Source organism: Flavonifractor sp. DFI.6.63 (assembly GCF_024462255.1).
In the GTDB taxonomy this organism is placed as follows: Bacteria; Bacillota; Clostridia; order Oscillospirales; family Oscillospiraceae; genus Lawsonibacter_A; species Lawsonibacter_A hominis.
In genome coordinates, this window is record NZ_JANGBE010000019.1 from 18,053 (window position 1) to 40,412 (window position 22,360).

The window sequence follows — 22,360 nt, forward strand, 5'->3', positions numbered from 1 at the left end:
TATGCTGACGCTCACGCCCGTTACCCTTGCAACAGCGAACGCTTTTGTTAATGCGCATCACCGGCACCACAAGGCAACTGCTGGACATAAGTTTTCCATCGGCTGTGCCAAGGATGGAGAGCTTGTCGGTGTTGCAATCGTAGGCCGTCCGGTAAGCCGGTATCTGGATGATGGCTGGACATTGGAAGTCAATCGTCTTTGTACCACCGGCGAGAGAAACGCTTGCAGTATTCTCTATGCCGCATCTGCGCGGGCGGCAAAGGCAATGGGATACCGCAAGATCATCACCTATACGCTGGATAGCGAGAATGGCAGCAGCCTCCGCGCCGCTGGCTGGAGCTGTGCAGGCATGGCAGGCGGCAAATGCTGGACAGGCAGCCGCAAGCCCGCCTCCGCTTTGTACCCGGCGCAGATGAAACTTCGATATGAAAAGCTCTTATAAAGGGGGATTTCTATGGCCTATGTCAACGTCCCAAAGGACTTAACCAAAGTAAAAACCAAGGTGCTGTTCAACCTCACGAAACGACAGCTCATTTGCTTCGGAAGCGGCGCGCTCATCGGCGTACCGCTTTTCTTCTTGCTCAAGGGCAGCATCGGTACCAGCCCCGCCGCAATGGTGATGATGGTGGTGATGATCCCGGCCATGCTGTTCGCCATGTATGAAAAGAACGGTCAGCCGCTGGAGGTTGTCATCCGCAACATCTACCGCGTGTGCTTCCAGAGGCCAAAGCAGCGCCCGTATAAGACCAACAATTTTTATGCCGTTCTGGAGCGGCAAAACCAGTTAGACCGGGAGGTGTATCAAATTGTCCGAAAAGAAAAAGCTGACCCGCACCGAACGAAAACAGATCGAAGCCGCCATCGCAAGAGCGAACCGAACGGATAAGAAAGAAAAATCGGCGCAGGACAGCATCCCGTATCAGCGTATGTGGCCGGACGGCATCTGCCGTGTGACCGACACGCGCTACACCAAAACGATCCAGTATCAGGACATCAACTACCAGCTCTCACAGAACGAGGACAAGACCGCCATCTTCGAGGCGTGGTGCGATTTCCTGAACTACTTTGACAGCTCCGTGCAATTCCAGCTTTCCTTTGTGAACCTCTCGGCTTCGCAGGAAACCTTTGCACGGAGCATTTCCATTCCGCCCTGCGGGGACGAGTTTGACGGCATCCGCGCCGAGTACGCCGGTATGCTGCAAAATCAGCTTGCCCGCGGCAACAACGGCCTCATTAAGACCAAGTATCTCACGTTCGGCGTTGAGGCCGACAACCTCCGCGCTGCCAAGCCCCGTTTGGAGCGCATCGAAACCGACCTTCTGAACAACTTCAAGCGGCTGGGCGTTGTGGCTGCGCCGCTGAACGGCTTTGAGCGCCTGCACGTCATGCACGACATTCTGCGGATGGACGAGCAGGAGCCGTTCCGCTTTTCGTGGGACTGGCTGGCTCCCTCTGGGCTGTCCACTAAGGACTTTATCGCGCCCAGCTCCTTTGAGTTCAAGACCGGCAGGCAGTTTCGTATGGGTAAAAAGCTGGGTGCAATCAGCTTCGTGCAGATTCTGGCACCGGAGCTGAATGACCGGATGCTGGCCGATTTTCTGGATATGGAGAGCAGCGTCCTTGTCAATCTCCATGTGCAGTCCGTGGATCAGGTCAACGCCATCAAGACCGTCAAGCGCAAGATCACCGATCTCGACAAATCCAAAATCGAGGAACAGAAGAAAGCCGTCCGTGCAGGGTACGACATGGACATCATTCCAAGCGACCTTGCCACCTACGGCGCGGAGGCCAAGAAGCTGTTGCAGGATTTGCAGTCCCGCAATGAGCGAATGTTCCTGCTGACCTTCCTCATTCTCAACACGGCGGACACGCCCCGGCAGCTTGACAACAACATCTTCCAGACCTCCAGTATCGCGCAGAAGTATAACTGTGCGCTGACCCGGCTGGACTTCCAGCAGGAGGAAGGACTGATGAGCAGCCTCCCGCTGGGACTGAATCAGATCGAGATTCAGCGGGGCTTGACCACCTCCAGCGTGGCGATCTTCGTCCCCTTCACCACGCAGGAGCTGTTCCAGAACGGTTCGGAGGCGCTGTATTACGGCATCAACGCCCTGTCCAACAACCTTATCATGGTAGACCGGAAGCTGCTGAAAAATCCCAACGGCCTGATTTTAGGCACTCCCGGCAGCGGTAAGTCGTTTTCGGCAAAACGTGAGATCACCAATGCGTTTCTCATCTGCCCCAAGGATGACATCATCATCTGTGACCCGGAGGGCGAATATACACCGCTGGTGGAGCGTTTGCATGGTCAGGTCATTAAGCTGTCGCCCACCGGCAAGGGCTACGACGGTTCGCCCTGCTACATCAATCCGATGGACTTGAATCTGGATTACAGCGACGATGATAACCCGCTGAGCCTGAAATCCGACTTCATTCTGTCGCTGTGCGAGTTGATTGTCGGCGGCAAGGACGGGCTTGCCCCTGTGGAAAAGACCATCATCGACCGCTGCGTGCGCATCGTCTACCGGGACTACCTCAATGACCCGAAACCGGAGAATATGCCGCTGCTGGAGGACTTGTATAACGCTCTCCGTACGCAGGATGAAAAGGAAGCGCAGTACATCGCCACCGCTTTGGAAATCTACGTCACCGGCTCTCTGAATGTGTTCAACCATCACACGAACGTGGATGTGAACAGCCGCATCGTCTGCTATGACATCAAGGAGCTGGGCAAGCAGCTCAAAAAAATCGGGATGCTGGTGGTGCAGGATCAGGTCTGGAACCGTGTGACCATCAACCGCGCCGCCCATAAAACGACCCGCTACTATCTTGACGAGTTCCATCTTCTTTTGAAGGAGGAACAGACGGCTTCGTACAGCGTGGAGATTTGGAAGCGCTATCGCAAATGGGGCGGCATCCCCACCGGGATCACGCAAAATGTCAAAGACCTGTTATCCAGCCGCGAGGTTGAGAACATTTTTGAGAACAGCGATTTCATCTATATGCTCAATCAGGCCGCTGGCGACCGGCAGATTCTCGCAAAGCAGCTCAACATTTCGCCGCATCAGCTTTCTTATGTGACCCACTCCGGCGAGGGCGAGGGGCTGCTGTTCTACGGCAACACGATCCTGCCCTTCATTGACCACTTCCCGAAGGACACCGAGCTGTACCGCGTCATGACCACCAAACCGCAAGAGGTGGCGTCGGCATGAAAAGAGAACCGCGTTTGCAGTTTTCCGACGCCGATCTTGCCGAGCCGAAGCTGGAAAAGCCCATCAAGCGGGTAAAAAAAGCTGCGGCCAAGGCGGATAAGGCTCAGGCAAAAATCCCCAAGAAAACCGTGGTCAAAAAGGAACGCGGCTTTGATCCTGCCACCGGCAAGGTCAAAACGCAGCTCCGTTTTGAGGAAGTGGATAAGAAAAAGCCTCCCTCAAAGCTGACCCATGCCGTGCGGGATGCCCCCGCCAACCTTGTTCTCTCTCAGGTTCACCGGGAGGTGCGGCAGAGCGAGGATGACAATGTAGGCGTAGAGGCCGCGCACAAGGTAGAGCAAGCCGTGGAGAGCGGCGGGCGGCTGGTGCAGTCTGCCCACCGCGCCCATCAGCTCAAGCCTTATCGTGCTGCCATCCGTGCAGAGAAAAAGCTGGAACGAGTCAATCTTGACGCGCTCCAGAAGAAAGCAGAGATCGACAGTCCCACCAGCAATCCCGTTTCCAAATGGCAGCAGAAGCAGGCAATTAAGAAGCAGTATGCCGCTGCCAAGCACAATCAGGCGGCGCAGACTACGGCAAAGGCGGCAGAGAATACCGCCAAGGCCGCGAAAAAGGCCGCTGAAAAGGCTGAGAAAGCGGGCAAATATGTGTGGGAACACCGGCGCGGCTTTGCCATTGCCGCCGCAATTCTGCTGATGCTGGCATTTCTGCTCAACGGCCTGTCCTCCTGCTCGGTGATAATGGATGGCGTCGGCTCCGGGATCGCGGCCAGTACCTATCCATCGCAGGACGCCGATATGCTGAGCGCGGAGGCGCAGTATTGCGCGATGGAAGCCGAGCTTCAGCACTACCTCGACACCTACGAAAGCACCCATGACTACGATGAGTACCACTTTGATCTGGACACCATCGAGCATGACCCCTATGTACTCATTTCCATAATTACGGCGCTGCATCAAGGGGAATGGACGCTGGATGAGGTGCAGGGTACGCTCCAGATGCTCTTTGACCGCCAGTACATTTTGACCGAAGATGTGGTGGTGGAAACCCACTACCGCACAGAAACCGACACATGGACGGACGCGGACGGCAACACCCATACGGACACCTATCAGGTTCCGTATGACTACTACATCTGCACGGTCACGCTGGAAAACTTCAATCTCTCTCATGTTCCCGTCTACATTATGAGCGAAGAACAGCTCGGAATGTACGCCACCTACATGGCCACCCTCGGCAACCGTCCCGACCTGTTCCCCGGTTCAGGCTACATCGGCAAGTATGTGGAGGGCAGCTATACCGACTACGACATTCCCCCGGAGGCGCTGGACGATGAGGTATTCGCCGCCATTATCAAGGAAGCGGAAAAATATCTCGGCTACCCCTACATTTGGGGCGGCAGCAGTCCCTCTACCTCATTTGACTGTTCGGGCTTCGTCAGTTGGGTCATCAATCATTCCGGTTGGGATGTGGGCAGGCTGGGAGCGCAGGGGCTATACAATATCTGTACGCCCGTACCCTCTGCCAATGTCAAACCGGGCGATCTGGTGTTTTTCACCGGAACGTATGATACCCCCGGTGTCAGCCATGTGGGTATCTACGTCGGCAACAATATGATGATCCACTGCGGAGATCCGATCTCTTATGCAAACTTAAATTCAAACTATTGGCAGTCCCATTTCTACCGCTATGGGCGCTTGCCGTAAAGGAGAGTGAACGATATGAACCCGAAAATTATGAAGCTCCGTGGAGAGCTGGAGAAGAACAAAGGCAAAATCTCTGATCTGCAAGGCCGCAACCGCGAGCTGGAAAAGCAGATTCGTGAGCTGGAGGACACCGACATCATCGGCATGGTGCGTGAGAACGGCATGACGATGGAGCAGTTTGCCGAGCTGTTCCGCCGTATGCAGGCCGCGCCTGCACCGGCCACTTCGGAAAAGGAGGCGTTGAACCATGACTAAGAACACACCACGCATTTTTATCAGCCTGCTGCTGATGCTCCTGTGCATCGGGATTCTCCCCGTTTCTGCCTTTGCCAGCGACGGTGATTATCCTGATGATGCGCTGCCCACCGCCGAAAGCAGCGCCGCAGACGCACAGGAAACAAAACAGATCGGCACGGTCACGACCAACGGCGGCAACCTGAACGTCCGCACCGGCGCGGGACTGGACAATACCGCGTTTGCGCAGCTCCCCAACGGCACGGTGGTCGATGTGATTGGCAGGGACGGCGATTGGGTAAAAATCCTGCTGCCCGCCCGCGCGGGCTATGTGTACGGCAGCTATCTGACCGTCACCGACGCCGCCGACAGTACCGTGAGCATCGGCGGCATTACGCTTCCGTTTGATGAAAAGGAACTGGCCGACCTCTGGCAGCTTCTTCTCGGCGGCATGGCAGACGGCAGCGATGCGCTGACACCGGACGGCAATCTGACGCTGATCGACGATATTGGCACCAGCACCAAGGCAGGAAAACAGTTCATTACGCTGGAAAGCAAGAACGGCAATACATTTTACCTGATTATTGACCGTGACGATGAGGGCGAAGAAACCGTCCACTTCTTGAATCAGGTGGATGAGGCCGACCTGATGGCGCTGACCGGCGAGGAAGAAACGCCTTCCGTCTGCTCCTGCACCACCAAATGCGTGGCCGGTACGGTCAATACATCCTGCCCCGTCTGTGCGGTCAACATGACCGAGTGCGTGGACAAGGAGGCAAAGCCCGAAGTCCCCGCTGACCCGACAGAACCCGCCGCCGAGGAACCGGAGAAAAAGAGCGGCGTGGGCGGCATCCTCGTCGTCCTGCTGATCGTCGCGCTGGGCGGCGGTGCAGCGTTCTACATCTTCAAGCAGAAAAAGGCCAAGCCGCAGACCAAGGGCAGCGCCGATCTGGACGATTATGACTACGGTGAGGATGAGGACGAATACGAGTTTGAGCCGTATGAGGACGAACCGGAACAGGATACTACGGAGGACACAGACGCATGAGATATTTCACCAACAATCCGCTGGAACGCCTGATGGTGCAGAAGCCGAAAGCAGCGCGGGAGGACAGCCCTCCCGACGCTGCCAAGGAACACTTCTGCTACGGCTGCAAGCGTTTCGGACAGAGCTGCGTTCGCCCCTGCTACCGTGACGTAAAGAGAATGGAGGCTGCACCATGCGCCTTGTGATCGCCGAAAAACCCTCCGTGGCGCAGAGCATCGCCGCCGTGCTGGGTGCTAAATCACGGCATGACGGGTATCTGGAGGGCGGCGGGTACATCGTGTCGTGGTGTTTCGGGCATCTGGCAGAGCTGGCCGACGCCGCCGTTTACAATGCCGATGATGCCAAATGGACGCTGGCGGCGCTGCCCATCATTCCTACCTCGTTCCGCTTCATCGTCCGCTCTGAAAAGCAGCAGCAGTTTGACATTCTGCGGGAGCTGATGCGCCGGGAGGATGTGGCAGAGGTGGTCAACGCCTGCGACGCTGGGCGCGAGGGTGAGCTGATCTTCCGCACGGTTTACTGCCTTGCGGGATGCTCCAAGCCGATTCTGCGGCTTTGGATTTCTTCAATGGAGGATGATGCCATCCGCAGCGGCTTCCAGCAGCTTAAGTCTGGGCGCGACTATGACGGCCTGCATCAATCCGCCCTGTGCCGCGCCAAGGCCGATTGGCTGGTTGGTATCAACGCCACGCGGTATTTCTCCCTGACGTATGGCCGCACATTGAATATTGGGCGCGTCATGTCGCCCACGCTGGCGCTGCTGGTACAGCGCGTGGCGGAGATCTCCGCATTTGTGGCAGAACCGTTCTACACCGTTCAGCTCGATTGCGGCTTTCCCGCCACGACAGGCCGAATGAAGGACAGGAAGGACGCCGACGCCATCGCCAACGCCTGCAAGGGCAAGACAGTAACCGTCAAAAGCGTGGAGCGCAAGGAAAAGTCTGAGAAAGCGCCCGCGCTCTACGATTTGACCTCCCTCCAGCGCGACGCCAACCGCGTTCTCGGCTACACCTCTCAGCAGACCCTCGACTATCTCCAAGCGCTCTATGAAAAGAAGCTCTGTACCTACCCGCGCACCGACAGCCGCTATCTGACCGACGATATGGAGGGCAGCGTCCCCGGCCTTGTCGCCGCCGCTGCCGCTGTCTGCGGCATGGAGAAGCCGCCGACCATCTGCGCCAAGCAGGTATGCAGCAGTAAAAAAGTCACCGATCACCACGCCATTGTTCCCACCATCAGCGCGGAAAAGGTAGATATAGCCTCTCTGCCGCTGGGCGAACGCGAGGTGCTGAAGCTGGCGGCAAGGGGCTTGCTTCGTGCGGTGGATGAACCACATCGCTACGCAGAAACGGTCATTACGGTGGACTGTGCCGGTCAGAGCTTCACCGCCAAGGGCAAAACCGTCCTTGCTCCCGGCTGGAAGCGCTATGAGCAGGAGCAGGCAGAGGCAGCGCCCGCGCTGCCAGTGGTGACGGAGCAACAGACGCTTTCCGTATCTGCCGCATCGGTCAAGACCGGAAAAACCACGCCGCCCAAGCATTTCACCGAGGATACGCTGCTGGCTGCGATGGAGAACGCGGGCAAGGAGGATATGCCAGATGATGCCGAGCGCAAGGGCATTGGCACCCCGGCGACCCGTTCCGGTATCATTGAAAAGCTGGTGTCCTCCGGTTTTGTGGAGCGCAGGAAGTCCAAGAAGATCACAAATCTGCTGCCCACCTCCACCGGCACGGCGCTTATCACCGTTCTGCCCGAACAGCTCCAGTCTCCGCAGCTCACCGCTGAATGGGAACACCGCCTGAAAGAGATCGAGCGCGGCGAAATCGCCCCGGACAGCTTCATGGATGGGATCGCCGCCATGCTACATGAGCTGGTGCAGACCTACAAACCCATCCCCGGTACGGAAGTCCTGTTCCCCTCCGGGCGTGAGGTAGTCGGCAGGTGTCCCCGCTGCGGAGCCGAAGTGACGGAATCGCAGAAAGGCTTTTTCTGTGAGAACCGCACCTGTTCCTTTGTTCTCTGGAAAAACAGCCGCTTTTTCACCGCCAAGAAAAAGGTGCTGACGAAATCTCTTGCCGCTGCGCTTTTGAAAAATGGCCGCGCCCCGCTGAAAGGCTGCTACTCCGAAAAGACAGGGAAAACCTATGATGCCAGCGTTCTTTTGGAGGATGATGGGCAACGCGCGGGCTATAAGCTGGTGTTCGACAATGGCTGATGCGCCGCGTATGGATCACAAGCAGCTCCGCCGCGCCAAGAAGCTCATTCGGAAGCTCTGCTGTAATTACGATCACGGCAACTGCCTCGCGCTGGATGATGGAGAGCCTTGCGTCTGCGTACAGGGTATTTCCTACTCGCTGCTGTGCAACTGGTTCCGAAACGCGGTACTTCCCGCCGACCATGAGCTGCTGGCCGACTTGATGCGGGAAAGGCCGGGAAAGCGCTGCGCCGTCTGCGGTAAGCCGGTCTATTCTTCCTCCAATCGCACCAAATATTGCCCCGCCTGCGCCAAGCAAGAGCGTCGAAAGCAGGACGCCAAACGGAAGCGTAAACAATACTGGAACCTCCGCAAATAGAGACTGGGAAAGCCCCGTGCCGCAAGGCTTTTTCCATGCCGGATTGCAAGTGGCTGCGTCATTCTATCCGCAAGCGCAAAAACGGCCTCTATCTGCGGAGAATTGCCCCTGTGCAGGATGTGTTTTCTTCTGCGCAGGGGCGCTATTTTTTCTGAAAGGAGATCATCATGGCTGAAAAACAAACCAACAAAGACCGGATGCGGGAGATCGTTGACAGCATCGAAAATGGCATCAAGGAGCTGTTCGAGAGCGATAAGTACCGGAAGTACCTTGCCACCATGAGCCGCTTTCACCGCTACTCGGTCAATAATACCATGCTCATCTATATGCAGCGCCCCGACGCCACCCATGTGGCGGGCTTCAACAAGTGGCGCGATCAGTTCGGCAGGAACGTCCTGAAAGGCGAAAAAGGCATCCGCATCATCGCTCCTACTCCCTATAAGAAAAAGGTCGAGGAAATCAAGACCGACCCGGAAACCAACGCGCCGATACTGGATGCAGACGGCAAGGCCATCATTGAGGAAAAGGAAATCCGTATTCCCATGTTCAAGGTGGTATCCGTCTTTGACGTGTCGCAGACTGCGGGAAAGCCCTTGCCCCAGCTTGCCGCCGATCTGAGCGGCAATGTGCAGCAGTATGAGGTTTTCATGGAGGCGCTGCGCCGTGCTTCTCCCGTTCCGATGGAGATAAAGCCCGTTGCGCGGGATACGGACGGCTTTTTCAGCATTAAGGCGCAGAGCATCACCATCCGCGCCGGTATGAGTGAGGTGCAGACGGTATGCGCCGCCGTCCATGAGATTGCCCACGCCAAGCTCCACGACTACGAACACATGACGGAGTTTGCGGACGATGGTGAGACGATCCTTGTCCCCGGCGAAAAGAGCCGCAACACCGAGGAGGTCGAGGCCGAAAGCATCTCCTATGCGGTCTGCCAGTATTACGGCATTGAAACGGGCGAAAACAGCTTCGGCTATATCGCCACATGGTCAAAGGGCAAGGAGCTGAAAGAGCTTCGCGCCAGTCTGGAAACCATCAACAAGACGGCTTCCGAGCTGATTACGGACATTGACCGGCACTTTGCGGAGATTTGCAAGGAGCGCGGCATAGACCGGGAGAATTTGGCCGCTGCGGAGCAGCCAAGCGTGGAAGCGCCAGAGGCGGAAAAGCTCTACATGGTGGACAACGACAAATACATTCACGTTCAGCGCAGCGACACAGGCATTGATTACACCATCTATGACGCCGGTTCCGCAAAAGTGTTGGATGGCGGCGTACTCGACGGCACCGAACAGCAACTGCCCACAGCGGCTCTTGAAATTTGCAAGCTCCACAACATTGGCGGTGCTGCGCCGATCCGCCTTGCGTCGCTGGAGCTGTTGAAAGACTTGCAGGAGGCAAACGAGCTGCCCCTCAGTGCTGGGGAACAGATCACCGGAGCAGTCGCTGTTCCCACCGATGCGGCAGATAATATGCTCCCGGAGCTGGAACAGGCCGTCCCGATGCCTGACCCCACGCTGACGGTGGACGATATGCGCAGCTATGGGTATCTGGACGGCGATATGCTTCCGCTTTCCAAGGATCGGGCGATGGAGCTGCTGGAGCATGACATCACGGTTTATATGCTCTATCCCGACAACGCCGAGGAAATGGTCTTTGAAGCCGAGGACATCATCAAGCACGACGGAATGTTCGGCGTCACAAGACCGGATTGGGATGCGGTCAATGGCCATATTCCTCCCCGCGATGTGGAGCAGCGTTTTTTGAACAGTCCCACCGATTCTATGGCGATCTACCAACTGCGCCGGGATGCGCCGGTGGAGCTTCGTTTTGCCAATCTCGGCAGTCTGGCCGCGCCGCCTGACCCTGCCAACTATGAAGCTGTCTATACCCGTGAGGTGTACCCGGACGATGATACCGGCAGAATCCTTGAAAACTTCTACTACATTTTTAACGACGAGCGCCCCGGCGATTTTGTGGGACACAGCCTCTCCGTCAGTGACATCGTTGCGCTGAAACAGGACGGCAAGGTATCCTATCACTACTGTGACAGCATGGGATTTCAGGAGCTGCCCGCCTTTCAGAAACCGGAGAATTATCTGAAAGCCGCCGAGATGTCGATGGAAGATGATTACGGCATGATCGACGGCATTATCAACAACGGCCCCAAACAGCCCACCGTCGCCGACCTTGAAGCACAGGTCAAGGCCGGTATGTCCATCTCCTTGATGGATTTGGCAGAGGCGGCACACCGGGAAAAGAAGAAATCTGTGCTGGAGCAGCTCAAAAGCCAACCGGCCCAAGAACGTCCACACAAAACAGCGCCCAAAAAGAGCGCGGAAAAGGAGCTTTGATATGAACATCACCTTTGAAGAACGCCAGCTTATGAGCCTCTACAACACCGGCACCCGCACGGGCTTGATCGCGGCGCTGGAGGAAATGCGCGGCTACCTCGCTGCGGATGAAACGGAGCTGCGGGAGCTGACGGACAGCGCCATCGCAAAGCTGCGCAGGATGAGCGACGCGGAATATGACGCGCTCGACCTGTTCCCCGATTTTGAAAAGGAGGATATGGATGCCGAGTAAAGTACAGCTCTATGCGCAGATGGCAGACCGCACGGCGGAGCAGATCACGGGAAGCTACCAGAAGTGGACGGCATTTCTGACCACCGCCGCAAGGCTGTATAAGTACCCCTACAATGAACAGCTCATGATTTTCGCCCAGCGCCCGGAAGCCACGGCCTGCGCGGAATACGACCTTTGGAATAAGCAGATGCGCCGCTATGTGCGGCGAGGCAGCAAGGGCATCGCCCTTGTGGATACCAGCAGCGACCAACCCAAACTCCGATATGTATTTGATGTTTCCGACACCAGCGGCGGCGAGAACTCTCGCCGCCCTTATCTTTGGGAATACCGGCAAGAGCATCGTGAGGTGGTATCTGCGGCGCTGGAACAGCGCTTTGACGTTTCCGGTGAAAACGGACTTGCCGATCAGATGGAGCGTGTGGCGGCGCAGCTTGTAGATGAATACTGGCACGACAACTGGCGCGATATTGTCGGCATCGTTGACGGTTCCTTTCTGGAAGGTTATGATGATTTCAACATCGGAGCCGCTTTTCGGAACGCCGCCGTTGTCAGCACCACCTATGCGTTGCTGTCCCGCTGCGGGATGCAGCCGGGAGATTACTTCGAGCATGAGGATTTTCTGAACGTCTTTGATTTCAACACCCCTCAGACCGTCTCCGCCCTTGGAACGGCCATCAGCCAGTCCAGCGAGCTGGTGCTGCGGCAGATCGAAATCACCATCAAGAATTACGAGCGCGAGAAACTCGCGGAAAGGAGCGAAAGCCATGAGCGAACTGACCTACACCCGCAGCGGGGATTATCTGATTCCCGACCTGAGCCTGACCGAGCAGCCGCAAGCCCCGCTGGGCAAGTACGGCAGGATGCGGAAGGATTACCTGAAGGAGCATCGTCCGGTGCTGTGGAACAGCCTGCTGCTGTCCGAGAAGCTGTACCCCCATCTGCGGGAGATCGACGAGGCGGCGAACAACCGGCTGGAACAGATGATGCCGGAGCTGATGAAGTCGGCGGGCGTGACGGAATCGCTGAAAGCCAGCGACCCGATGAAGTGGGTAGGGCTGATGAACACGCTGAAAGCGCAGGCCGAGGAAACGATCCTCACGGAACTGGTGTTCAGCTAAATATGTTCGATGCCCCTGCTGGGGCGCAGATGTCCTTCTTTCCCTCAGAGGCAGAACAAATTCAATCCATCGCAGAAGCGGAGAGTGTAACACCCTCCGCTTTTTCTATGTTCATTTCTCAGGATGATATTGACCACATCCTGCGCGCGGGCGGTAATGCGGATGCAGCGCGGATGAAAATTGCTGCGGAATTCTCCAAGCAAAAACCTTTAGAGGATCGCGCGGCATTTCTGAAAGCTCTTTACTACGGCGGCAACGGCCTGATTACGGATAACGGCAGGTTTTCCGCATGGTACGGGGACGATGGTATCCATATTGCAACCGGAGATACCTCTCGCTATCTTCGTTCTGCCCAAGTGATAGGCTGGGCAGATGCGGCGGAGCGTATTGAGGAACTTCTGGACGGCGGCGCATTTGCCACCAATCTTGAGGTCACGGAAGCCCCGCGCTATGAGCGGCTGGGTATTGCTGTGGATGTCTGGAACCTTTATCACGATTTCTCGGATGAAGCAAAGTCGCTGGGGTATCTGTCCTGCTTGGGTAATATCCATAGCACCAGCTTTCCAGAGGAAACGGAGCGTCTGACGGACGATCTGCTGAATCCGGCGTTCCGGGATAGTCTCCTGTCAGAATACAAGGTATTCATGGACGCCTACCGCGAAAACCGTGCGCTGCTGCGCTTCCATTACCACAAGTCGCAGACACTTCTCACACGTTTGGAAGATCTGTCCCTTCCACGAAAGGAATTCCGTTCCGATATGGCGGCTATTCCAGCAACCGGCAGGTTTATCACCGAAGATGAAATTGCGGCTTCTCTTGCAAACGGGAGCAGTTTTGAGGGTGGAAAGACCCGCATCTATGCGTTTTTCCAGACTTCGCACACCCCCAAGGAGAATGCCGATTTTCTGAAAAAGGAGTACGGCATCGGCGGGCATACCCATGCCGTATCCAGAGAAAGCGGCAGCTATGAAGATCACGGCAGCAAAGGCATCACGCTGAAAAAAGCGGGCTGCGCGGATGTTCAGATGAATTGGAACAAGGTCGCTTCGCGCATCTCGGAGCTGGTTCGGTTGAACCGCTACCTTACGCCGGATGAGCAGGCAGCCTATGACAAGGAAATGGCGCAGGACGCCATGCGGAACGCGGTTTATAACGACTATAACGACGTAAAGGCGGCGTACCCCGATGAAATTGTGCTGTATCAGGTTGGGGACTTCTTCGAGCTGTATGGCGAGGATGCGCGGGCAGTTGCAGATGATCTCAGCCTTGAGCTGACGCGCCGCAATTTGGAGGGAGTAGGCCGTGTTACCATGTGCGGCTTCCCTGCAAAGGATTTGGAGAAATACGTTGAAAAGCTGCGGGAAAAGCATGATGTAACAATTTCGCGCATTGGCGATTCCAGCCATGAACACACGGCATATACGCTTCCGTCCATCGACCACGAGGCAGAACAGGCCATCAATGCCTATGAAGCGGAGTTCGGCGCGGATGGGACGCGGGTGTTCCGCGACCCCGCCGCCGAGCTGCCACCACAGCCTACCGCGCGAGAGCTGTTTGACGGGTACAAGCTGACCGTTGGCAGCGCGCTTTCCAAAGATACGGCTTTTGTCAATGCCTGCCGCAATTCAGACCGCCAGAACGCTTATCTGGAGGGTGCGGACGCTATCCGTCGTATTGTCACGGCATCTGATGATCTCCAGCTTGTCCGCCTGTACTTTGATATGCCTGCGTTCCATAACCGGCTGCATCAGGAGCTTTTGGAGGAACTGTATCCCACGCTGGCAGCGACGGTCGCACCATCTCCCTATCAGATTACACAGGAGGACATTGACAACGCGCTTCTGGATTGGCACGACAACCTAAAGGGCAAGCAGGAAGTCGCACTATATATGCAGGCGCATGGGCGAGAACGCAGCACCGCCGCATGGCTGGCTGCAAAATATGGCTGGGAAGATAGCAAAACCCCCATGTATATCCATGTAGGAAACGCCGAGCCGGTGACGCTCACATGGGCGCAGGTACAGCGGCGGTTGGCACAGCTCATCCGCGAGAATAAATTTTATGATGAGAATGAGCGACTGCGGTTATTTTCACCTGACCGATACTCCATTCGTCTGCATCCCGGCGAGGGCGGAATTACCGGCATTTGGGATGAGGTGTTGGAACGGTTCTGCGGAGATGGGGAACAAACGCTCCGCTTTGCAGAACAGAATAACGCCATTGCTTACTTGGATGGCATCAAACGGGATATGGGAATTGAGCTATCCCCTCCGGCGTTTACAACACCGCTTGGCTATACCTATCATATTGGAGATCGCATTTCATCCATAGAGTTAGACCACATAGCAGCAGTCGGCGTTATCGCGCGTGTAGATGAAGATCACGTCTGGCACACGTTACCGAACGTACCCGGACAGGAACCTGTCAGCATCGACCGCAATTCCTTTGAACGCTACCTCGACACCAGATATTTCGAGGTTTCTGAACCGGAGCCGCAGCGCGTCATTGCGGCGCAGCACACAGAACAGCCAACCCCGGAGACGCTGCAAGCGGTTCAAAACCTTGTGGGTCAGCGCGTAGAAATTGACGGTACGCTCTATACTATTGATTCCGCAGATGAAACTGTCGCGCATCTCAGCAACGTTCCATCATCCAGCGAGAACAATCACGAGCCGGAACACAGAACCGAGCCGCTTTCCGCTGTCCTCACACGAATCACAGATCAGGGGCGCGAGCTTGCGCCGAATGTTTCGGCATACCAGGCGCTTTGTGCAGAACATCCCGAAAAGCTCGTCGGTGTCCGCGTCGGAGAACGGCTGCTTTTTTATGGCGCAGACGCAGAGCGAGCCGCCAGCGCTTTGAATCGCCGCCTGCTGCAACGCGATATTCCCGGTATGGGCGAAACCGCTGTGACCGGCTATGATTTTGGACAATGGGCAAGCGCCGCGAAACGGCTGCTGGAGCATGGGCACAGCTTCGTGCTTGCGCAGCCGGATGAAACCGGCGGCTATGAAATTTTTAACGAGGCAGATGCCAAGGAGTATATCCCCATTGGCATGGAGCTGGAGATCGACGGACGGAAGTTTGTCATTGACAGCGTAAATTTCGGCACGGATGAAGTATCTCTGCGCGATGTGACTTTTCAAAACAGGCAGGGCTTTCCCATCTTCCGCGCTGAACACATTGCGTTTATACGCTCGTTTGTTGAAGAGCAGGAACGGGAGCAGCCGCAGCCTGTCACCAAACCCGTCGCGTTCTATCCTGCCGAGAAAACGCACTTGCCCTACGACATAGAAATCCAAACGCTGCACATCCCGGAACCGGAGCATGACCCGCCCTCTGCGGAACCTGTCGAGCCTGAACCGCCCGCCATGAGCGAGGAAGAAACTCTGATTCTGGAGCAGGAAGGGCGCGCGGCGCTTTCGGAAATGGGCGAGTTTGTGCCTGATTTTGATGATGCCATCTCTCAGGCCGAGATCGACGAGCCTCCCGTACACCGTCCTGCGGTATCCATCCCCATTGACGGCGAGTGGCAGGACTTTCACAGCGTTGCCGCTGCGGAGCAGGCCGCTTACGCTGACTTCAAGGCGGCAAGCCACCGCGACGCGCAGAATTTCCACATCACCGATGATGCCCTCGGCGTCGGCGGCGCAAAAGCAAAGTTTCGGGCAAATATGGCGGCTATCCAACTCCTGCAAGAGCTGGAGTTTGAGGGCTTACAGGCCAGCCCGGAGCAGCAGGAAATCCTCTCCCACTATGTGGGCTGGGGCGGTCTTGCGGATGCCTTCGACGAGAATAAGCCAAACTGGTCGGACGAGTTTGCAGAGCTGTACGCCACACTCTCCCCGGAGGAATACGCTGCGGCCAGAGCGTCCACGCTGAACGCCCACTACACCAGCCCCACCGTCATCAAGGCGATCTATGAAGCGGTCGGCAATATGGGCTTCCAGAGCGGTAACATTCTGGAGCCGTCTATGGGCGTCGGCAACTTTTTTGGCCTGCTGCCGGAGCAGATGCAGGGCAGCAAGCTCTACGGCGTGGAGCTGGACAGCATCACCGGACGTATTGCCAAGCAGCTTTATCCCAAGGCGGACATTACCATCGCGGGCTTTGAAACAACGGACAGAAAAGACTTTTACGACCTCGCCGTGGGCAACGTCCCGTTCGGACAATATCAGGTAGATGACCGGGCTTATAACAAGCTCGGTTTTTCCATTCACGACTACTTCTTTGCCAAAACCCTCGACCAAGTGCGTCCGGGCGGCGTGATCGCGTTTGTGACCTCCCGTTACACGATGGACAAGCAATCGCCCGAAGTCCGCAGGTACATCGCGCAGCGGGCGGAGCTGCTGGGTGCCATTCGTCTGCCCAACAATGCGTTCCGCGCCAACGCCGGTACGGATGTGGTTTCGGACATTCTCTTTCTCCAAAAGCGTGACCGTCCCATTGAGATCGAACCGGATTGGGTACACCTCGGCCAGAACGAGGATGGCTTTGCCATCAACCGCTATTTTGTTGACCACCCGGAGATGATTTTAGGCAGGCAGACCTCCGAAAGCACCCAATACGGCAAGCAGGATTTCACCGTTGTCCCCATTGAGGGGCTGGCGCTTGCAGATCAGCTTCATGACGCCGTGAAAAACATTCGCGGCACCTATCAGGAGGCGGAACTGCCAGAGCTGGGCGAGGGCGAACAGATCGACACGTCCATCCCCGCAGACCCCAATGTGAAAAACTACTCCTACACCGTGGTGGACGGCGAGGTGTACTACCGGGAAAACAGCCGCATGGTCAAACCGGAGCTGAACGCCACCGCCGCCGAGCGTGTCAAGGGCATGGTCGCGCTGCGGGATTGCGTGAATGAGCTGATTGCCCTGCAAATGGACGAGTACAGCGCAGAAAGCCGGATTCAGGAAGCGCAGACCGAGCTAAACCGCCTCTATGATGCGTTCTCCGCAAAACACGGCCTAATCAATGACCGTGCGAACCGTCTTGCGTTCTCTGACGATTCCTCATACTATCTCCTGTGTTCACTGGAAGTGCTGGACGACGACGGAAAGCTGGAGCGCAAGGCGGATATGTTCCACAAGCGCACCATCAAGCAGCAGCGCAGCGTAGATTCTGTGGATACCGCCAGCGAAGCTCTTGCTGTCTGCATCGGAGAAAAAGCCTGCGTCGATCTCGACTTTATGGCCTCCCTCATGGGCGGCAGCGAGAAAATCCCGCAGATCGTTGAGGATTTGAAGGGCGTCATTTACAAGGAACCCAACAGCGGCCCATTTGACTTGCAGGACGGCGGCGAGCATTGGGCGAAGGGCTGGCAGACGGCGGACGAATATCTCTCCGGCAACGTCCGGCAGAAGCTCCGCACCGCGCAGCGCGTGGCAGCGCACGACCCATTCTTTGCCGGAAATGTGGATGCCCTGATTGCCGCACAGCCGAAAGACCTTGAAGCCAGCGAGATTGAGGTGCGGCTGGGTGCGACATGGCTTGACAAGAAGTACATCGAGCAATTCATGTATGAAACCTTTGAAACGCCCCGCTATCTGCGCGGACAGATCGAGATCAGCTATGTCCCGTACACCGCAGAATGGCAGGTTTCCCGCAAGAGCATGGTGCGCTACAACGACGTGGCGGCATTCACCACCTACGGCACAGACCGTGCCAGCGCCTACCGGCTGCTGGAGGATGCGCTGAATCTCCGCGACATTCGTATCTACGATACCATTGAGGATGCAGACGGACGGGAGCGCCGTGTCCTCAACGCCAAGGAAACCACCCTTGCCGCGCAGAAGCAGCAGCTTATCCGGGATGCGTTCAAGGACTGGATTTGGAAAGACCCGGAGCGCCGCGAAACGCTGGTACGGCAGTACAACGAGGAAATGAACAGCACTCGTCCCCGCGAGTATGACGGCAGCCACATCGTTTTCTCCGGTATGAACCCGGAAATTACCCTCCGAGAGCATCAGAAAAACGCCATCGCCCATGTGCTGTACGGCGGGAATACGCTGCTGGCACACGAAGTTGGCGCGGGAAAAACCTTTGAAATGGTAGCCTCTGCGATGGAATCCAAGAGGTTGGGACTGTGCCAGAAATCCATTTTTGTCGTGCCGAACCATCTGACGGAACAGTGGGCATCCGAGTTTCTGCGGCTCTACCCTTCGGCCAACATCCTTGTCACTACCAAGAAGGACTTTGAAACCCACAACCGCAAGAAATTCTGCGCCCGTATCGCCACCGGCGACTATGACGCTGTTATCATCGGCCACTCGCAGTTTGAGCGTATTCCCATCAGCCCGGAGCGGCAGGAGCGGCTCCTTCATCAGCAGATTGAGGAAATCACCGATGGCATTCAGAATACCAAGCTCGCAGGCGGCAATAGCTTTACCATCAAGAGCTTGGAGCGCACGAAAAAGGGGCTGGAGGCGCGGCTGAAAAAGCTGCAAGCCAGCGACCGCAAGGATGATGTGATTTACTTTGAACAGCTCGGCGTAGACAGGATGTTCGTGGACGAGTCGGACAATTACAAAAACCTTTTCCTCTATACGAAGATGCGCAACGTGGCAGGGCTTTCCACCACCGATGCGCAGAAATCCTCGGATATGTTCTCAAAGTGCCGCTACATGGATGAGCTGACCGGCGGGCGCGGCGTGGTGTTTGCCACCGGCACCCCGGTTTCCAACTCCATGACAGAGCTTTACACCATTCAGCGCTATTTGCAGCATGACCGGCTGCAAGAGATGGGTATGGGCCACTTCGATTGCTGGGCAAGCCGCTTTGGTGAAACCACCACTGCGCTGGAGCTTGCCCCGGAGGGGACAGGCTACCGGGCAAGGACACGCTTTGCAAAGTTTTTCAACTTACCCGAATTGATGAATCTGTTCAAAGAGGTTGCCGACATCAAAACGGCGGATCAGCTCCACTTGCCCACGCCGGAGGTTGCGTATCACACCATCGCCACCAAACCCACACAGATCCAGCAGGACATGGTGACAGCCCTCTCGGAACGAGCGTCCAAGGTACACAGCGGTGCGGTCAGCCCGGATGTGGACAATATGCTCAAAATCACCTCGGACGGCCGCAAGCTGGGGCTTGACCAGCGTATCATCAATCCCATGCTCCCCGACGAGGAAACCACCAAGGTCAATCAGTGCGTGGCGAACATTCTCCAATACTGGCGCGACGGCGAGGAGGAAAAACTGACACAGCTTGTGTTCTGCGACATTTCTACGCCAAAGGCCACGCCCTCGCAGCGGGCGGCAAAGGCTTCCCCCGGTACGCTGGACAGCCCGGAAATCCATGCGCTGGAGAGCGCGATTTCATTGGAGGAAAGCGCGGAAACGCCGTTCACGGTCTATGAGGATGTGCGCCAAAAGCTCATTGACGCCGGTATGCCCCCGGAACAGATCGCGTTCATCCACGATGCCAATACGGAGGTCAAAAAGCGGGAACTGTTCGCAAAGGTACGCAGCGGTCAGGTGCGCGTCCTGATGGGCAGCACGGCCAAGATGGGCGCGGGCACCAACGTGCAGGATCGTTTGGTCGCACTTCACGATTTGGATTGCCCGTGGCGTCCCCGTGATCTCACGCAGCGAAAAGGCCGCATTGAGCGTCAGGGCAATCAGAACAAGATCGTTCATGTATGCCGCTATGTGACCGAAGGGACGTTTGACGCCTACCTCTGGCAGACCGTTGAGAACAAGCAGAAATTCATCTCTCAGATCATGACCTCAAAATCCCCGGTTCGCTCCTGTGAGGACGTGGACGCTACAGCGCTGTCCTTTGCGGAGATCAAAGCGCTATGCGCCGGTGATCCCCGCATCAAAGAGCGCATGGATTTGGACATTGAGGTGTCCAAGCTCAAAATTATGAAAGCAGACCACAACAGCAAGCAATTCCGCTTGGAGGACAGTCTGCTGAAATACTTCCCGGAAAAGATAGAGGAACACAAGGGCTTTGTTCGTGGGCTGGAGGCGGATATGCAGACCCTCGCGGCGCATCCGCTCCCGGCAGAGGGCTTTGTCGGCATGGAGATTCGCGGCGACCGGCTCACTGATAAGGAAAACGCCGGTGCCGCGCTGCTGGACACCTGCAAGGAGGTCAAGGGCAAAGACCCGGTACAGATCGGCAGCTATCGTGGCTTTGCCATGTCCGTTGCTTTTGATTCCATGTGGAAAACGTACACGCTGACGCTGAAAGGCCAAATGACCCATCGCGTTGAACTCGGTTCGGATGCCAGAGGCAACCTTGTCCGCATTGAGAACGCGCTGGATAAAATGCCGGAGCGTTTGCGCAGCGTTCAGGAGCAGCTTGAAAACCTCTATAACCAGCAGGCGGCGGCAAAGGCCGAGGTCGGTAAGCCGTTCCCGCAGGAGCAGGAGCTGGCCGCAAAAACTGCGCGGCTGATTGAGTTGGATATGGAGCTGAATCTGGACGGCAAGGGACAGCCGCAGCCTGAGCAGGCGATTGCAAAATCGACGCGGCCTTCCGTTCTGGACAGGCTGAAAGCGCCGCCTGTTCATGGCGCACCGGAAAAGCCCCACAAAAAAGAAATGGAGGCACGATAATGAAAAATCTCCCCGTTTACAAGCACCCGGCAGCCTACGCCAGAGAGCATGACGAGCTTGCAGTCTACCGCGCTTCCAATCAAGCGAACACGGCCTGCAAGGAAGCGATTGAAGCCGCCATCCGTGACCACTACCGGGATAACCGGCTGGATGCAGCGGCGGTCGATCAGGTGGTGCAGCAGTTCGGCTATGACCGCGCATTTTATATCCTCGCCATCACCGTCTGTCAAGCGGACTGGGACAGGCGCTATTCTCCCGACAACAGGGCTTGGGCCAACGCCATGTCCATCCCCGCCAATCCTGACGCATGGGGTACTGACCGCAACTGCTATCTGGCCGTCAACAGTCATCCCGGTCTGGTCAATCTGTTTCTCAGCCAGACCCGCAAAGCCTACGCGCAGGAGCGGCAGAAAACCTCTGTCCGGGATATGCTGAAAAAGCTGCCTGAAACAACTTCGCCGAAAATTTCGGCGAAGTCCAAAGCCCCGGAGCGCTGAGCGATGGCAAAGCGCAAACGGGACATTCAGCTCAAATTCCGCGTCACGCCGCAGGAGCGGGAAATGATTGAAACGAAGATGGCGCAGTTCGGCACCACCAACATGGCCGCGTATCTCCGCAAGATGGCGATTGACGGATATGTGGTGAAGCTCGACCTTCCGGAGCTGCGGGAGCTGGTGTCCCTGCTTCGGTATTCCAGCAACAACCTCAACCAGCTTACCCGCCGCGCTCACGAGACGGGACGTATCTATGAGGCCGATCTGGAGGACATTCAGCAAAGTCAGGAACGGATATGGACGGCGGCGGAGAAAATCGTTTCCTCGCTGGCGGCGCTGAAATAAGTCGCAGGGGCGGCGGAATAACCGCCGCCCCTGTCCGCGCAAAAGCCCCGCATCGTTGCAAAGCGCGCGCTGTCATGGTATTCTGATATTAGAAAAGCATAACGTCTTTGAAAAGGAGGCCGTCAAATGTCTATTCTGAAAATTATCCTTGTGCCGCTATCGCTTATCCTGTCCCTGTTCGTCTGGCTGTGCGCGGGGCTGCTGTCTTGCTCCGGCTTCGTGTTCAAGCTGGCAAGTGGCCTGCTCTCCCTGTTGGCCATCGCCGTGATGATTACCTACTCTGTAAAAAACGGCATTATCCTCCTTGTGCTGGCGTTTCTAATCAGCCCGATGGGACTTCCGCTGCTGGCGGTGCAGGGACTTGGCAAGCTGCAAGACGTGAACGCTGCCATGAAAAACTTCATCCATAGTTAAAGCGCAAGCCGGGGCGAACGCCTCGGCTTGCTTTTCTAAAATCGTTGTTTACTTTCTTGCTAATCT

The 22,360-nt window shown here is 56.5% G+C and carries 16 protein-coding genes and 1 pseudogene; all 17 read left to right on the forward strand.

The features are described 5' to 3' along the window. Position 1 precedes the first annotated feature (1 nt). A complete protein-coding gene (locus NE547_RS10930; RefSeq protein ID WP_118739823.1) occupies positions 2 to 442 on the forward strand; it encodes an XF1762 family protein in 441 nt (146 codons plus the stop codon). 12 nt (positions 443 to 454) lie between these two features. After that, complete coding sequence (locus NE547_RS10935) at positions 455 to 886, forward strand: PrgI family protein (RefSeq protein WP_055270753.1); 432 nt, start codon at positions 455 to 457, stop codon at positions 884 to 886. Beyond that, on the forward strand, positions 807 to 3,212 hold the full coding sequence (locus tag NE547_RS10940) for a VirB4-like conjugal transfer ATPase, CD1110 family (RefSeq protein WP_256175933.1): 2,406 nt from the start codon (positions 807 to 809) through the stop codon (positions 3,210 to 3,212). The genes NE547_RS10935 and NE547_RS10940 overlap by 80 nt, the downstream gene beginning before the upstream one ends. After that, positions 3,209 to 4,918 (forward strand): C40 family peptidase, encoded by a 1,710-nt coding sequence (locus tag NE547_RS10945; protein ID WP_256175934.1) that lies wholly within the window; start codon positions 3,209 to 3,211, stop codon positions 4,916 to 4,918. Before NE547_RS10940 ends, NE547_RS10945 begins: the two co-directional genes overlap by 4 nt. A gap of 15 nt (positions 4,919 to 4,933) precedes the next feature. After that, on the forward strand, positions 4,934 to 5,173 hold the full coding sequence (locus NE547_RS10950) for a DUF4315 family protein (protein ID WP_007883194.1): 240 nt from the start codon (positions 4,934 to 4,936) through the stop codon (positions 5,171 to 5,173). Beyond that, positions 5,166 to 6,200: a CD1107 family mobile element protein gene (locus tag NE547_RS10955; protein ID WP_256175935.1), complete on the forward strand. Its 1,035-nt coding sequence runs from the start codon at positions 5,166 to 5,168 to the stop codon at positions 6,198 to 6,200. Before NE547_RS10950 ends, NE547_RS10955 begins: the two co-directional genes overlap by 8 nt. Next, positions 6,197 to 6,385, forward strand: a complete 189-nt coding sequence (locus NE547_RS10960; protein WP_256175936.1) for a hypothetical protein — start codon at positions 6,197 to 6,199, stop codon at positions 6,383 to 6,385. Before NE547_RS10955 ends, NE547_RS10960 begins: the two co-directional genes overlap by 4 nt. After that, positions 6,373 to 8,415: a DNA topoisomerase 3 gene (locus tag NE547_RS10965; protein ID WP_256175937.1), complete on the forward strand. Its 2,043-nt coding sequence runs from the start codon at positions 6,373 to 6,375 to the stop codon at positions 8,413 to 8,415. Before NE547_RS10960 ends, NE547_RS10965 begins: the two co-directional genes overlap by 13 nt. Then, a complete protein-coding gene (locus NE547_RS10970) occupies positions 8,408 to 8,773 on the forward strand; it encodes a cysteine-rich VLP domain-containing protein (protein WP_256175938.1) in 366 nt (121 codons plus the stop codon). The genes NE547_RS10965 and NE547_RS10970 overlap by 8 nt, the downstream gene beginning before the upstream one ends. 167 nt (positions 8,774 to 8,940) lie before the next feature. After that, complete coding sequence (locus tag NE547_RS10975) at positions 8,941 to 11,124, forward strand: YodL domain-containing protein (RefSeq protein WP_256175939.1); 2,184 nt, start codon at positions 8,941 to 8,943, stop codon at positions 11,122 to 11,124. A gap of 1 nt (position 11,125) precedes the next feature. Continuing rightward, complete coding sequence (locus NE547_RS10980) at positions 11,126 to 11,356, forward strand: transposon-transfer assisting family protein (protein ID WP_055270739.1); 231 nt, start codon at positions 11,126 to 11,128, stop codon at positions 11,354 to 11,356. Between the two features lie 764 nt (positions 11,357 to 12,120). Further along, a complete protein-coding gene (locus NE547_RS10985; RefSeq protein ID WP_138374217.1) occupies positions 12,121 to 12,474 on the forward strand; it encodes a TnpV protein in 354 nt (117 codons plus the stop codon). A 1,133-nt stretch (positions 12,475 to 13,607) separates the two neighbouring features. Beyond that, positions 13,608 to 13,874, forward strand: a pseudogene (locus NE547_RS10990) (hypothetical protein); the annotation flags it as partial. 1,494 nt (positions 13,875 to 15,368) lie between these two features. Further along, positions 15,369 to 21,041 (forward strand): SNF2-related protein, encoded by a 5,673-nt coding sequence (locus NE547_RS10995; RefSeq protein ID WP_370866845.1) that lies wholly within the window; start codon positions 15,369 to 15,371, stop codon positions 21,039 to 21,041. After that, positions 21,041 to 21,538, forward strand: coding sequence for a DUF3849 domain-containing protein (locus NE547_RS11000; RefSeq protein WP_256175940.1), 498 nt, complete (start codon positions 21,041 to 21,043; stop codon positions 21,536 to 21,538). The genes NE547_RS10995 and NE547_RS11000 overlap by 1 nt, the downstream gene beginning before the upstream one ends. Before the next feature lie 3 nt (positions 21,539 to 21,541). Continuing rightward, on the forward strand, positions 21,542 to 21,880 hold the full coding sequence (mobC, locus tag NE547_RS11005; RefSeq protein ID WP_101069705.1) for a plasmid mobilization relaxosome protein MobC: 339 nt from the start codon (positions 21,542 to 21,544) through the stop codon (positions 21,878 to 21,880). A 126-nt stretch (positions 21,881 to 22,006) separates the two neighbouring features. Beyond that, entirely contained in the window at positions 22,007 to 22,294 is a 288-nt protein-coding gene (locus NE547_RS11010; RefSeq protein ID WP_101069706.1) for a CD1845 family protein, read from the forward strand. Positions 22,295 to 22,360: the final 66 nt, after the last annotated feature.